A 13484-nucleotide genomic window follows, 5' to 3' on the forward strand; every position below is an offset into this window, starting at 1 on the left:
CGATCATCGACGCAGACTTGTTATAGGATCAAGCCTTACGGGCAATTAGTATCAGTTAGCTGAACGCATTACTGCGCTTACACACCTGACCTATCAACGTCCTGGTCTCGAACGACCCTTCAAGGAGGTCAAGCCTCCAGGGATATCTCATCTTAAGGCGAGTTTCCCGCTTAGATGCTTTCAGCGGTTATCTCTTCCGAACATAGCTACCCGGCGATGCCACTGGCGTGACAACCGGTACACCAGAGGTTCGTCCACTCCGGTCCTCTCGTACTAGGAGCAGCCCCCTTCAAATATCCAACGCCCACGGCAGATAGGGACCAAACTGTCTCACGACGTTTTAAACCCAGCTCACGTACCTCTTTAAATGGCGAACAGCCATACCCTTGGGACCGGCTACAGCCCCAGGATGAGATGAGCCGACATCGAGGTGCCAAACACCGCCGTCGATATGAACTCTTGGGCGGTATCAGCCTGTTATCCCCAGAGTACCTTTTATCCGTTGAGCGATGGCCCTTCCATACAGAACCACCGGATCACTATGACCTGCTTTCGCACCTGCTCGACTTGTCGGTCTCGCAGTTAAGCACGCTTATGCCATTGCACTATCAGCACGATTTCCGACCGTACCTAGCGTACCTTCGTACTCCTCCGTTACACTTTGGGAGGAGACCGCCCCAGTCAAACTGCCTACCATGCACTGTCCCCGACCCGGATCACGGGCCAAGGTTAGAACCTCAAACAAACCAGGGTGGTATTTCAAGGACGGCTCCACCGAAACTAGCGTTCCGGTTTCATAGCCTCCCACCTATCCTACACAGATCGGTTCAAAGTCCAATGCAAAGCTACAGTAAAGGTTCATGGGGTCTTTCCGTCTAGCCGCGGGGAGATTGCATCATCACAAACACTTCAACTTCGCTGAGTCTCGGGAGGAGACAGTGTGGCCATCGTTACGCCATTCGTGCAGGTCGGAACTTACCCGACAAGGAATTTCGCTACCTTAGGACCGTTATAGTTACGGCCGCCGTTTACCGGGACTTCAATCAAGAGCTTGCACCCCATCATTTAATCTTCCGGCACCGGGCAGGCGTCACACCCTATACGTCCACTTTCGTGTTTGCAGAGTGCTGTGTTTTTATTAAACAGTCGCAGCCACCAGTTTATTGCAACCCTTTCACCCTCCTGGCGCAGGCCAGTCAAGCTACAAGGGCGTACCTTATCCCGAAGTTACGGTACCAATTTGCCGAGTTCCTTCTCCCGAGTTCTCTCAAGCGCCTTAGAATACTCATCTCGCCCACCTGTGTCGGTTTGCGGTACGGTCACTGTTAAACTGAAGCTTAGAGGCTTTTCTTGGAACCACTTCCAATTGCTTCGCTTCCTAAGAAGCTCGCGCCACACCCTTGAATTCTGCGCCCGGATTTGCCTAAGCGCCTTCTCCAATGCAGCGACCGGGACTTCCAACACCCGGACAACCTTCCGCGATCCGTCCCCCCATCGCATTTAACAATGGTGCAGGAATATTGACCTGCTTCCCATCAGCTACGCATTTCTGCCTCGCCTTAGGGGCCGACTCACCCTACGCCGATGAACGTTGCGTAGGAAACCTTGGGCTTACGGCGAGGGGGCCTTTCACCCCCTTTATCGCTACTCATGTCAGCATTCGCACTTCCGATACCTCCAGCACACTTTACAGTGCACCTTCGCAGGCTTACGGAACGCTCTCCTACCATGCACATAAATGTGCATCCGCAGCTTCGGTATATAGCTTAGCCCCGTTACATCTTCCGCGCAGGACGACTCGATCAGTGAGCTATTACGCTTTCTTTAAAGGATGGCTGCTTCTAAGCCAACCTCCTGACTGTTTTAGCCTTCCCACTTCGTTTCCCACTTAGCTATATTTGGGGACCTTAGCTGGCGGTCTGGGTTGTTTCCCTCTTGACACCGGACGTTAGCACCCGATGTCTGTCTCCCGCGATTGCACTCTTCGGTATTCGGAGTTTGCTATGGCGAGGTAATCCGCAATGGACCCCTCAACCATGACAGTGCTCTACCCCCGAAGGTGAGACGCGAGGCACTACCTAAATAGTTTTCGGAGAGAACCAGCTATTTCCAAGTTTGTTTAGCCTTTCACCCCTATCCACAGCTCATCCCCTAACTTTTCAACGTTAGTGGGTTCGGACCTCCAGTACGTGTTACCGCACCTTCATCCTGGCCATGGATAGATCACTTGGTTTCGGGTCTACGCCCAGCAACTGAACGCCCTATTCGGACTCGCTTTCGCTACGCCTGCCCTATTCGGTTAAGCTTGCTACTGAACGTAAGTCGCTGACCCATTATACAAAAGGTACGCCGTCACCCCTTACGAGGCTCCGACTGTTTGTATGCATGCGGTTTCAGGATCTATTTCACTCCCCTCCCGGGGTTCTTTTCGCCTTTCCCTCACGGTACTGGTTCACTATCGGTCGATCACGAGTATTTAGCCTTGGAGGATGGTCCCCCCATCTTCAGACAGGATTTCACGTGTCCCGCCCTACTTGTCGTACACCTAGTTCTTTCATACTGTTTTCGTCTACAGGGCTATCACCTGCTATGGCCGCACTTTCCAGAGCGTTCGACTAACAATACAAATAAAGAGTACAGGCTCTTCCCATTTCGCTCGCCACTACTTTGGGAATCTCGGTTGATTTCTTTTCCTGCGGTTACTTAGATGTTTCAGTTCACCGCGTTCGCTTCACATGACCTATGTATTCAGTCATGGATACTCCAAAAGGAGTGGGTTTCCCCATTCGGACATCTACGGATCAAAGCTTGTTTGCCAGCTCCCCGTAGCTTTTCGCAGGCTACCGCGTCCTTCATCGCCTGTGATCGCCAAGGCATCCACCACATGCACTTGTTCGCTTGACCCTATAACGAGTCTGTCTCGCTTGCGCTCGACAGTCGCTACAGGTTGAGTTCTCGCATTTGTGCCGTATTCCAATTGAGCCGAACATTTAAGTTCGAATCTTCTTGAGATACATCGATACAATCACAACCCGAATAACTTTCACGCCCATCTCAAATAGACGCTTCCGTTATTCAAATTACTACTTCTTCTAGATTGTTAAAGAACGACAGCCGATAAGTACACATGGTGTACAGATCGCTCTGACTGGCTCAATCGCCAATGACAAATCCTCAGGTCACACTGACCTGAACGCTTGTCATTGAAGATTGGTGGAGGCAGACGGGATCGAACCGACGACCCCCTGCTTGCAAAGCAGGTGCTCTCCCAGCTGAGCTATGCCCCCATACAGAGACTTCTCAAGGATACTGTCCAGACTAAGTGGTGGGTCTGGTTGGATTCGAACCAACGACCCCCGCCTTATCAAGACGGTGCTCTAACCAACTGAGCTACAGACCCCTGAGTCTGTCTTGATTTACAGCCGATAAGCGTGAACGCTCAACTTTCGCGGTATTAGCTCGAGAAAGGAGGTGATCCAGCCGCACCTTCCGATACGGCTACCTTGTTACGACTTCACCCCAGTCATGAATCCTACCGTGGTGACCGTCCTCCTTGCGGTTAGACTAGCCACTTCTGGTAAAACCCACTCCCATGGTGTGACGGGCGGTGTGTACAAGACCCGGGAACGTATTCACCGCGGCATGCTGATCCGCGATTACTAGCGATTCCAGCTTCACGCACTCGAGTTGCAGAGTGCGATCCGGACTACGATCGGTTTTCTGGGATTAGCTCCCCCTCGCGGGTTGGCGACCCTCTGTTCCGACCATTGTATGACGTGTGAAGCCCTACCCATAAGGGCCATGAGGACTTGACGTCATCCCCACCTTCCTCCGGTTTGTCACCGGCAGTCTCCTTAGAGTGCTCTTGCGTAGCAACTAAGGACAAGGGTTGCGCTCGTTGCGGGACTTAACCCAACATCTCACGACACGAGCTGACGACAGCCATGCAGCACCTGTGTATCGGTTCTCTTTCGAGCACTCCCGGATCTCTCCAGGATTCCGACCATGTCAAGGGTAGGTAAGGTTTTTCGCGTTGCATCGAATTAATCCACATCATCCACCGCTTGTGCGGGTCCCCGTCAATTCCTTTGAGTTTTAATCTTGCGACCGTACTCCCCAGGCGGTCAACTTCACGCGTTAGCTTCGTTACTAAGGAAATGAATCCCCAACAACTAGTTGACATCGTTTAGGGCGTGGACTACCAGGGTATCTAATCCTGTTTGCTCCCCACGCTTTCGTGCATGAGCGTCAGTATTGGCCCAGGGGGCTGCCTTCGCCATCGGTATTCCTCCACATCTCTACGCATTTCACTGCTACACGTGGAATTCTACCCCCCTCTGCCATACTCTAGCTTGCCAGTCACCAATGCAGTTCCCAGGTTGAGCCCGGGGATTTCACATCGGTCTTAACAAACCGCCTGCGCACGCTTTACGCCCAGTAATTCCGATTAACGCTTGCACCCTACGTATTACCGCGGCTGCTGGCACGTAGTTAGCCGGTGCTTATTCTTCCGGTACCGTCATCCCTCGGCTTTATTAGAACCAAGGATTTCTTTCCGGACAAAAGTGCTTTACAACCCGAAGGCCTTCTTCACACACGCGGCATTGCTGGATCAGGCTTTCGCCCATTGTCCAAAATTCCCCACTGCTGCCTCCCGTAGGAGTCTGGGCCGTGTCTCAGTCCCAGTGTGGCTGGTCGTCCTCTCAGACCAGCTACTGATCGTCGCCTTGGTAGGCTTTTACCCTACCAACTAGCTAATCAGCCATCGGCCAACCCTATAGCGCGAGGCCCGAAGGTCCCCCGCTTTCATCCGTAGATCGTATGCGGTATTAATCCGGCTTTCGCCGGGCTATCCCCCACTACAGGACATGTTCCGATGTATTACTCACCCGTTCGCCACTCGCCACCAGACCGAAGTCCGTGCTGCCGTTCGACTTGCATGTGTAAGGCATGCCGCCAGCGTTCAATCTGAGCCAGGATCAAACTCTTCAGTTCAATACCTGTTACTGTTTTTCGGTTCTTTCGAACCGGTCGCTCACTCAAAGCTGACAGGATTACGAATTACTTCATAAACCTGACTTACTTTTGTGTGAGACTCTTGATACTTTTGCTGACCTGATCCTAAGATCAGGACCGCTTCCATCAAGCGTCCACACTTATCGGCTGTAGATTGTTAAAGAGCGTTTCCGAGAGAAGCTTGGCTTCGTTTCGGTGCTGCGTTTTCAGCAGCAGAGAAGCGAGATTATGAAGAACATTTTGAAGCGCGTCAACTACTTTTTCAGCGCTTCGATCAACAGACTGCATCGATCGAGTTCCTCACCAGTTCAAAGAAGCGGCCCAAATTCCGGCGCTCTCCTTGTCCTGCCTGGCTTCTCCTCTCGTTCTGCGTTTCCGTCATCGCGAGAGAGGCCGAATTCTAAGCACCCATCCCGCTTCGTGCAAGCGTTTTCGCAAAGAAAATGCATAAAGGGCGCCGCTTGCGCGGCGCCCTTTATGACAAGCCTTTGATCTCAAAAGAAAACGTCAAAAAATGCGACCGAAAATCGGTCGCCCGGCGCTCAACGATGCTTGAACGCCGGCTTGCGCTTCTCGACGAACGCGGCCATCCCTTCCTTCTGATCCTCGGTCGCGAACAGTGAATGGAACACGCGGCGCTCGAATTGCACGCCCTCGGCCAACGTCGTCTCGTAGGCGCGGTTCACCGATTCCTTGATCATCATGACGGCCGGCAGCGAGAACTCCGAGATGGTGGTGGCCGCCGCCAACGCGTCGTCGAGCAGCGCCGCCGCCGGCACCACGCGCGACACCAGCCCGGCACGCTCGGCTTCGTCGGCTTCCATGAAGCGCGCGGTCAGGCACATGTCCATCGCCTTGGCCTTCGACACCGCACGCGGCAGGCGCTGCGTGCCGCCCGCGCCCGGCATCACGCCCAGGCGGATTTCCGGCTGACCGAACTTCGCCGTGTCGGCCGCGATGATGATGTCGCACATCATCGCCAGCTCGCAGCCGCCGCCCAGCGCGAAACCGGCCACCGCGGCAATCACCGGCTTGCGGATCTGGCGGATCGTCTCCCAATTGCGCGTGATGTAGTCGCCCTTGTAGACATCCATATAGGAATACTTGGCCATCATCCCGATATCGGCGCCCGCAGCGAACGCCTTTTCACTGCCGGTCAGCACGATCGCGCCGATCTCGTCGTCGGCGTCGAAGGCCTTCAGCGCTGTGCCGAGCTCGTCCATCAGCGCATCGTTCAGCGCGTTCAGCGCCTTCGGGCGGTGCAGCGTGATCAGGCCGACGCGGCCGCGCGTCTCCACCAGGATGTTCTCGTAATCCATCGATGTCTCCTCATTAAAGAAACGCCAGGCTCCGCGCACACACGCGGAGAACAATGCTAACATTTGCCGACCAACCGGTCGGTTAATTAATTGCTTTCGTGCGACCGGCTTCCCACTTCCATCAGGCTGCCGTCATGACCCATCCTTTGTTCACGAAGCACGAAGCCACGCTGCAACAGGCGCTGTCGGCCATCGAGACTCGCGCTTACTGGAGCCCGTTCGCCGAAATGCCCAGTCCCAAAGTGTACGGGGAAAGCGCCGCGGCCGAGGGCGAGGCGGCCTTCCAGGCCCAGCTCGACAAGCCCTTCGCGCTCGACCAGCCGGCGTCGGGCGGACAGGTCGGCGCGGAAGTGTCGCCGTTCGGCTTTCCGCTCGGCATCCGCTATCCGCAATCCTCGCCCGACGAACTGATCGCGGCGGCCGCCGCCGCGCAGCCGGGCTGGCGTGCGGCCGGCCCGAGCGCCTGGGTGGGCGTGAGCCTTGAAATCCTCGCGCGGCTCAACCGGGCCAGCTTCGAAATCGCCCACGCAGTGATGCACACCACCGGCCAGGCCTTCATGATGGCGTTCCAGGCGGGCGGGCCGCACGCCCAGGACCGCGCACTCGAAGCGGTGGCCTACGCCTGGGACGCGCTGCGCAAGATCCCGGCCGACGCGCACTGGGAAAAACCGCAAGGCAAGAACCCGCCGCTTGCGATGCACAAGCGCTACGCAATCGTTCCGCGCGGCACCGGCCTCGTGCTCGGCTGCTGCACGTTCCCCACCTGGAACGGCTACCCCGGCCTGTTCGCGGACCTGGCCACCGGCAATACGGCGATCGTCAAGCCTCATCCGGGCGCGATCCTGCCGCTCGCGCTGACCGTGCGCATCGCACGCGAGGTGTTGCGCGAGGCCGGCTTCGATCCGAACGTCATCACGCTGCTGGCCACCGCCCCCGACGACGGCGCGCTGGTCGAAGCGCTGGCGATACGCCCCGAGATCCGTCTGATCGACTTCACCGGCAGCACGCAGCACGGCGACTGGCTCGAACGCCATGCGCATCAGGCCCATGTGTATACAGAGAAGGCCGGCGTCAACCAGATCGTGATCGACTCGGTGGACGACCTGAAAGCCGCCGCGCGCAACATCGCGTTCTCGCTTGCGCTCTACTCGGGCCAGATGTGCACGGCGCCGCAGAACATCTATGTGCCGCGCGACGGAATCCGCACGCCGGACGGCCGGGTCGGCTTCGACGAAGTAGCGCAGGCGATCGGCGCCGCGGTGCAGAAGCTCGTGGCCGATCCGGCCCGCGCCGTCGAACTGCTCGGCGCGATCCAGAACGACGGCGTGACGGCGCGCATCGACGAAGCCCGCGCGCTCGGCAAGGTGCTGGCCGACAGCCAGCCGCTCGACCACCCCGCCCACCCGCAGGCGCGCGTGCGCACGCCGCTGGTGCTGCAACTCGACGCCAGCGAACGCGGCACCTATACGCGCGAATGGTTCGGCCCGATCTCGTTCGTGATCGCCACCGATTCGACGGCGCACTCGCTCGAACTGGCCGGCGGCATCGCGGCCGAATGCGGCGCGCTGACGCTGTCGGTGTACAGCACCGACGAAGCCGTGCTCGACCGCGCCCACGACGCGGCAATCCGCGGCGGCGTCGCGTTGTCGATCAATCTGACGGGGGGCGTATTCGTCAACCAGTCGGCTGCGTTCTCGGATTTCCACGGCACCGGCGCAAACCCGGCCGCGAATGCGGCGCTGGCGGACGCGGCCTTCGTCGCGAATCGCTTCCGCGTGGTGCAGAGCCGCCGTCATGTGGAGCCGCGCGCAGAAAGCACCACAAGCGCCGCCTGAACGCCCACCGCAAGCCGAATCGTTTTTTCAGGAAACCAGACGCATCCGGGCCGACGCACGCCGTCGGCCATCCACGACGTGGAGGAGACACTCGATGCCGTACGACACGATCCGGTTCACGCTCGATGACGCGACGCAGGTTGCGACGATCACGCTCGACCGCCCCGACAAGCTCAACAGCTTCACCCGCGCGATGCACGCCGAACTGGCCGCGGCGCTCGACGCCGCCGAGGCGAGCCACGCGCGCGCGCTGGTGCTGACCGGCGCCGGCCGCGGCTTCTGCGCGGGCCAGGATCTGGCCGACCTCGATTTCACGCCGGGCGCGTCGACCGATCTCGGCGCGCTGATCGACGCGCATTTCAACCCGCTCGTGCGTCGCCTTCAGGCGTTGCCGCTGCCGGTGATCGCGGCCGTCAACGGCACGGCGGCCGGCGCCGGCGCGAATCTCGCGCTGGCCTGCGACCTCGTGCTGGCCGCGAAATCGGCCAGCTTCATCCAGTCGTTCGTGAAGATCGGCCTGGTGCCCGATTCGGGCGGAACCTGGTTCCTGCCGCAGCGCGTCGGTTTCGCACGCGCGCTCGGGCTGGCGCTGACGGGCGACAAGCTCGGCGCCGAACAGGCCGCCGACTGGGGAATGATCTGGCGCGCCGTCGACGACGATGCGCTCGCCGCCACCGCCGCCGCGCTGGCCACCGAGCTGGCCCGCCAGCCCACGCGCGCGATCGCCGCGATCAAGCAGGCGATGCGCGCCGGCATGACGAACCCGCTCGATCGGCAACTCGATCTGGAGCGCGACCTGCAACGCGAGCTGGGGCAATCGCACGACTATGCGGAAGGCGTCGCGGCGTTCATGGCCCGGCGCGCACCGCGTTTCGAGGGGCGTTGAGATGACCACGGCCCAAACTTTGCCCGTCGACCCCGATGCGCTCGCCCGCGCCGCCGCCGACGCGATGTACGCGGCCGATGCCTGCACGCGCGCGCTCGGCATCGAATTGCTCGACATCGGGCCAGGCCGCGCGCGCATGCGCATGACGGTGCGCCCCGCGTTCCTGAACGGCCATCGCACCTGCCACGGCGGCCTGATCTTCACGCTGGCCGATTCGGCGTTCGCGTTCGCCTGCAACTCGCACAACCTCAATACGGTCGCGGCCGGCTGCGCGATCGAGTTCCTGCGCCCGGTGCCGGAAGGCGACGTGCTGACGGCCGAGGCCGTCGAGCAGACGCTGGCCGGGCGACACGGCATCTACGATATCCGCGTGACGAACCGCGCCGGCGAAACCGTGGCGATGTTTCGCGGCAAGTCGGCGCGGATCGCCGGCAACGTGATTCCCACCGATAACAACGCAGCGCATTGAGCGCGGCGGCACGGCCCGCCCCCGCCAGAATCCGATCCGGAGACATCGATGAACGCCCCGCTTCCGCTCGAACCGATCGAGACCGCCAGCCGCGACGAATTGCAGGCGCTGCAGCTCGACCGCCTGCGCTGGTCGCTCGCGCACGCCTATGCGCATTCGCCGGTCTACCGGCGCAAGTTCGACGAAGCGGGCGCGCACCCGGGCGACCTGCGCACGCTGGCCGACCTCGCGCGCTTCCCGTTCACGACCAAGAGCGACCTGCGTGACAACTACCCGTTCGGCATGTTCGCGGTACCCCAGGAGCGCGTCGCGCGCATTCACGCGTCGTCGGGCACGACCGGCAAGCCGACCGTGGTCGGCTACACGGCGCGCGACATCGACACCTGGGCCAACCTGGTGGCCCGCTCGATCCGCGCGGCCGGCGCGCGCACCGGCGACAAGGTGCACGTGAGCTACGGCTACGGCCTGTTCACGGGCGGCCTCGGCGCGCATTACGGCGCGGAGCGCGCGGGCCTGACGGTGATTCCGTTCGGCGGCGGTCAGACCGAAAAACAGGTGCAGTTGATCCGCGATTTCCGGCCCGACATCATCATGGTCACGCCGAGCTACATGCTCTCGATCGCCGACGAGATGGAACGCCAGGGGCTGGACCCGCGCGACGCGTCGCTGCGGATCGGCATCTTCGGCGCGGAGCCGTGGACCAACGAAATGCGCACGGCGATCGAGCAGCGCGCCGGTATCGATGCGGTGGACATCTACGGGCTGTCGGAGGTGATCGGCCCCGGCGTGGCGTCGGAATGCGTGCAAACCAAGGATGGGCCGACGATCTGGGAGGATCACTTCTACCCGGAGATCGTCGATCCGCTGACGGGCGAGGTGTTGCCCGACGGCGAGCTCGGCGAACTGGTGTTCACGTCGCTGACCAAGGAAGCGCTGCCGATCGTGCGCTATCGCACGCGCGACCTGTCGCGGCTGCTGCCCGGCACGGCGCGCACGATGCGGCGCATGGAAAAGATCACCGGCCGCTCGGACGACATGATGATCATCCGCGGCGTGAACGTGTTCCCGACGCAGATCGAGGAGCAGCTTCTGAAGCAGCGCGTGCTCGCGCCGCATTACCAGATCGTGCTGACGCGCGACGGCCCGCTCGACGTGATGACGCTGAACGTCGAACCCTGCCCGCTCGCCCGGGCCGAGGCCGCCTTGCTCGATACGGCACGGCAGGCGCTGGCCTACGACATCAAGGCGTTGATCGGGGTGAGCGCGATCGTCAACGTGCTGCCGGTCAACGGCATCGAGCGATCGGTCGGCAAGGCGCGGCGGGTGGTGGACAAGCGCCGATGAACACCGGCGCGAAAGGAAGGCAACACGGGGCGCCGTTTGCCGCGGCGCCCCGGCCGGACATCACGAATTCGGCAGCAGCAGCCACATCCGCCCGACCTGCTTCATGCGGCCGGCCAGATCGCCCGCGTCGTCGCCGAGGCCCCAGAAGTAGTCGGCGCGCACGCCGCCCTTGATCGCCGAACCGGTGTCCTGCGCGAACACGAGGCGATTCATTGGCGTATTGGTCAGCGGGCGGGTGGTCTGCAGGAACACCGGCGTGCCGAGCGGGATGAACGACGGATCGACGGCGATCGAGCGCTCGGCCGTCAACGGCACGCCGAGCGCGCCGATCGGGCCATCCGCGCCGCCGTTCGGCGCGCCTTCGGCCGACGCCATGTCACGGAAGAACACGAAGCGCGGGTTGGTGTCGAGCAGCGCGTCGAGGCGCGTGGGATTGGCGCGCGCCCAGGCCTTGATGCCCTGCATGGTGGCCTGCCCCGGCGTCAGTTCGCCGTGATCGAGCAGCCACTTGCCGATCGAGCGATACGGCTGGTTGTTGGTGCCGCCGAAACCGACCCGCATCACGGTGCCGTCGTCGAGAATCACGCGGCCCGAGCCCTGCACTTGCAGGAAAAACGCCTCGATCGGATCGTCGACCCACACCAGTTCGTTGCCGTTCAGCACGCCCGCGCGTTCGAGCTGCGCGCGCGCCGGCAGCGGCGTTCCGGCGCGATAGCTGCTCGGCCAGCGGTACAGGGCGGTCTGATACGGGCCGCGCCGCACCCGCGAGCCGTGCAGCAGCGGCTCGTAATAGCCGGTCACGAGGCCATCGAGCGTGCCGTCGCCATTGGCAAACTGATAAGGCGTGAAATACGTTTCGAAGAAGCTGCGCGCGCCGGTGAGGTCGAGATCGTCGAGCCGGTTCGCGGCGTCGCAGGCGCGGCGCCAGTTCGCGGCCCGCGCGAGCCGCGTGCAATTCTGCCGCAAGGCGATGGTCGCGCCGATCAGCGCATCATCGTCCCAGCCCGGCACCTGCTGCCACGCCACCGGCGTGAGCCGCTCGGAGGCCGTCTGCCCCGGCACGATCGCCGCGCCGGTGGCGGGCGGCCGCGCATGATGCACGGGCGCGCTGCCGCACGCGGCCAGCAGGGCCGCCGTTGCGATCGCGGCTGCCCAACCGGCAAGCCGCGGCCCGAACCACCTACAATGCTCGTACTTGATGGAAGCCGCCATGTCTGATCTGTTCGACGAATACCCGATGCTGGTTTTTGCGCTGGAATCGCTGCTGGCGCTCGGTTTGCTGATTTTCATCGTGCTCTGGACCGCGTCCGGCAAGAAGAAAGCCCGCACGCGCCACGACGAGCCGCGCCAGCGCTGAGGCTCAATGCAGCGTGCGCGGCATGTGCAGCGCGAACTCCGCAACCGGCGCCTCGAAGCGCTCGCCGTCCTCCGCCACGCAGAAATACGCGCCGCGCATCGTGCCGACCGGCGTTTCGATGACCGCCCAGCTCGTGTATTCGAATTGCTCGCCCGGTTTCAAGAGCGGCTGATGGCCGACCACGCCGAGCCCCTTCACTTCCTGCACTTTCTGATCGCTGTCCGTGATCACCCAGTGACGCGCGATCAGTTGCGCCGGCACCTGGCCGGAATTGACGATCGTCAGCGTGTAGGCAAATGCATATTGACGACGCTCGGGGTCGGATTGTTCCGTCAAATAGGCGGTCTTCACCGTCACGCTGAATTCATACTGGCTCATGGCTATCCCGCTTCGAAGGTCGAGCGACGCCGGCACGGCGCCGCGCCAGGCCGCCGCCAGCCGGCCCGCACTGGTTCGGCATTCTGCTTGATGCGGCCCACGGCCGCAACAGCGGGGCCGCGGGCGGGCGGCGGCCCCGGCCGGCGGCGGTAGAATGGCGGTTTCGCATAAAACGCACGTCCCCCTACCGCCATGACGCAATTCCGCATCGCTCCCAGCATTCTCTCGGCCGACTTCGCCCGCCTCGGCGAGGAAGTCCGCAACGTCGTCGCCGCCGGCGCCGACTGGATCCACTTCGACGTGATGGACAACCATTACGTGCCGAACCTGACGATCGGCCCGCTTGTCTGCGAGGCGATCCGCCCGCACGTGGACGTGCCGATCGACGTGCACCTGATGGTGCGCCCGGTCGACCGGATCGTGCCCGACTTCGCCAAGGCCGGCGCGAACGTGATCAGCTTCCACCCGGAAGGCTCGGACCACATCGACCGCACGCTGTCGCTGATCAAGGATCACGGCTGCAAGGCCGGCCTGGTGTTCAACCCGGCCACGCCGCTCAACTATCTCGACCACGTGATGGATCGGCTCGACCTGGTGCTGATCATGTCGGTGAACCCGGGCTTCGGCGGCCAGTCGTTCATCCCCGAATCGCTGCGCAAGATTCGCGAGGCGCGCGCCAAGATCGACGCCTACCGCGAACGCACCGGCCGCGAGATCCACCTCGAAGTGGACGGCGGCGTGAAGGTCGACAACATCGCGGAAATCGCCGCCGCCGGCGCGGACACCTTCGTGGCCGGCTCGGCGATCTTCGGCAAGCCCGACTACAAGGCGGTGATCGACGAGATGCGCACGCAGCTCGCCGGCACGGTCAAGGCCTGAG

General features: G+C 61.7%; 10 protein-coding genes, 2 tRNA genes and 2 rRNA genes. 6 read left to right on the forward strand and 8 right to left on the reverse strand.

The window, feature by feature from the left end; genetic code table 11:
- Window positions 1-24: 24 nt before the first annotated feature.
- The 6 genes from AB4851_RS33305 to AB4851_RS33330 form a co-directional block, all read right to left on the reverse strand.
- Window positions 25-2904: ribosomal RNA gene (locus tag AB4851_RS33305) — 23S ribosomal RNA — on the reverse strand.
- Between the two features lie 307 nt (window positions 2905-3211).
- Window positions 3212-3287: transfer RNA gene (locus AB4851_RS33310), tRNA-Ala, on the reverse strand.
- A 36-nt stretch (window positions 3288-3323) separates the two neighbouring features.
- Window positions 3324-3400, reverse strand: a tRNA-Ile gene (locus AB4851_RS33315).
- Between the two features lie 64 nt (window positions 3401-3464).
- Window positions 3465-4995, reverse strand: a 16S ribosomal RNA gene (locus tag AB4851_RS33320).
- Together the 16S and 23S rRNA genes with 2 tRNA genes alongside form the textbook arrangement of a ribosomal RNA operon.
- A 147-nt stretch (window positions 4996-5142) precedes the next feature.
- Window positions 5143-5304 carry a hypothetical protein gene (locus AB4851_RS33325; RefSeq protein ID WP_414448339.1) on the reverse strand — a complete coding sequence of 54 codons (162 nt, stop codon included), beginning with the start codon at window positions 5302-5304 and terminating at the stop codon, window positions 5143-5145.
- A 254-nt stretch (window positions 5305-5558) separates the two neighbouring features.
- A complete protein-coding gene (locus AB4851_RS33330) occupies window positions 5559-6335 on the reverse strand; it encodes an enoyl-CoA hydratase (protein ID WP_414450419.1) in 777 nt (258 codons plus the stop codon).
- A gap of 134 nt (window positions 6336-6469) precedes the next feature.
- Between AB4851_RS33330 and paaN the strand changes: the two genes are divergently transcribed.
- The 4 genes from paaN (at window position 6470) to paaK (ending at window position 10869) form a co-directional block, all read left to right on the forward strand.
- A complete protein-coding gene (gene paaN, locus AB4851_RS33335; protein WP_414450420.1) occupies window positions 6470-8170 on the forward strand; it encodes a phenylacetic acid degradation protein PaaN in 1701 nt (566 codons plus the stop codon).
- Between the two features lie 94 nt (window positions 8171-8264).
- Window positions 8265-9056 (forward strand): 2-(1,2-epoxy-1,2-dihydrophenyl)acetyl-CoA isomerase PaaG, encoded by a 792-nt coding sequence (gene paaG / locus AB4851_RS33340; RefSeq protein WP_414450421.1) that lies wholly within the window; start codon window positions 8265-8267, stop codon window positions 9054-9056.
- Window position 9057: 1 nt separating this feature from the next.
- Window positions 9058-9525 carry a hydroxyphenylacetyl-CoA thioesterase PaaI gene (gene paaI / locus AB4851_RS33345; protein ID WP_414450422.1) on the forward strand — a complete coding sequence of 156 codons (468 nt, stop codon included), beginning with the start codon at window positions 9058-9060 and terminating at the stop codon, window positions 9523-9525.
- 48 nt (window positions 9526-9573) lie between these two features.
- Window positions 9574-10869, forward strand: coding sequence for a phenylacetate--CoA ligase PaaK (gene paaK / locus AB4851_RS33350; protein WP_414450423.1), 1296 nt, complete (start codon window positions 9574-9576; stop codon window positions 10867-10869).
- A gap of 60 nt (window positions 10870-10929) precedes the next feature.
- On the opposite strand, the gene AB4851_RS33355 is transcribed toward paaK, so the two are convergent.
- Together AB4851_RS33355 and apaG are read right to left on the reverse strand one after the other, a co-directional pair.
- Window positions 10930-12159: a murein transglycosylase A gene (locus tag AB4851_RS33355; protein ID WP_414450424.1), complete on the reverse strand. Its 1230-nt coding sequence runs from the start codon at window positions 12157-12159 to the stop codon at window positions 10930-10932.
- 70 nt (window positions 12160-12229) lie between these two features.
- Window positions 12230-12604, reverse strand: a complete 375-nt coding sequence (apaG, locus tag AB4851_RS33360; RefSeq protein ID WP_414443816.1) for a Co2+/Mg2+ efflux protein ApaG — start codon at window positions 12602-12604, stop codon at window positions 12230-12232.
- On the opposite strand from apaG, the gene AB4851_RS33365 reads away from it, so the two are divergent.
- Together AB4851_RS33365 and rpe are read left to right on the forward strand one after the other, a co-directional pair.
- The gene (locus tag AB4851_RS33365) at window positions 12530-12757 is read left to right on the forward strand and encodes a hypothetical protein (RefSeq protein ID WP_414443815.1); all 228 of its coding nucleotides are present in this window, start codon (window positions 12530-12532) and stop codon (window positions 12755-12757) included. The two genes, apaG and AB4851_RS33365, sit on opposite strands and share 75 nt — an antisense overlap.
- A gap of 39 nt (window positions 12758-12796) precedes the next feature.
- Entirely contained in the window at window positions 12797-13483 is a 687-nt protein-coding gene (gene rpe / locus AB4851_RS33370) for a ribulose-phosphate 3-epimerase (RefSeq protein ID WP_414450425.1), read from the forward strand.
- Window position 13484: the final 1 nt, after the last annotated feature.

The organism is Burkholderia sp. 22PA0099, assembly GCF_047497165.1.
Taxonomy (GTDB): domain Bacteria; phylum Pseudomonadota; class Gammaproteobacteria; order Burkholderiales; family Burkholderiaceae; genus Burkholderia.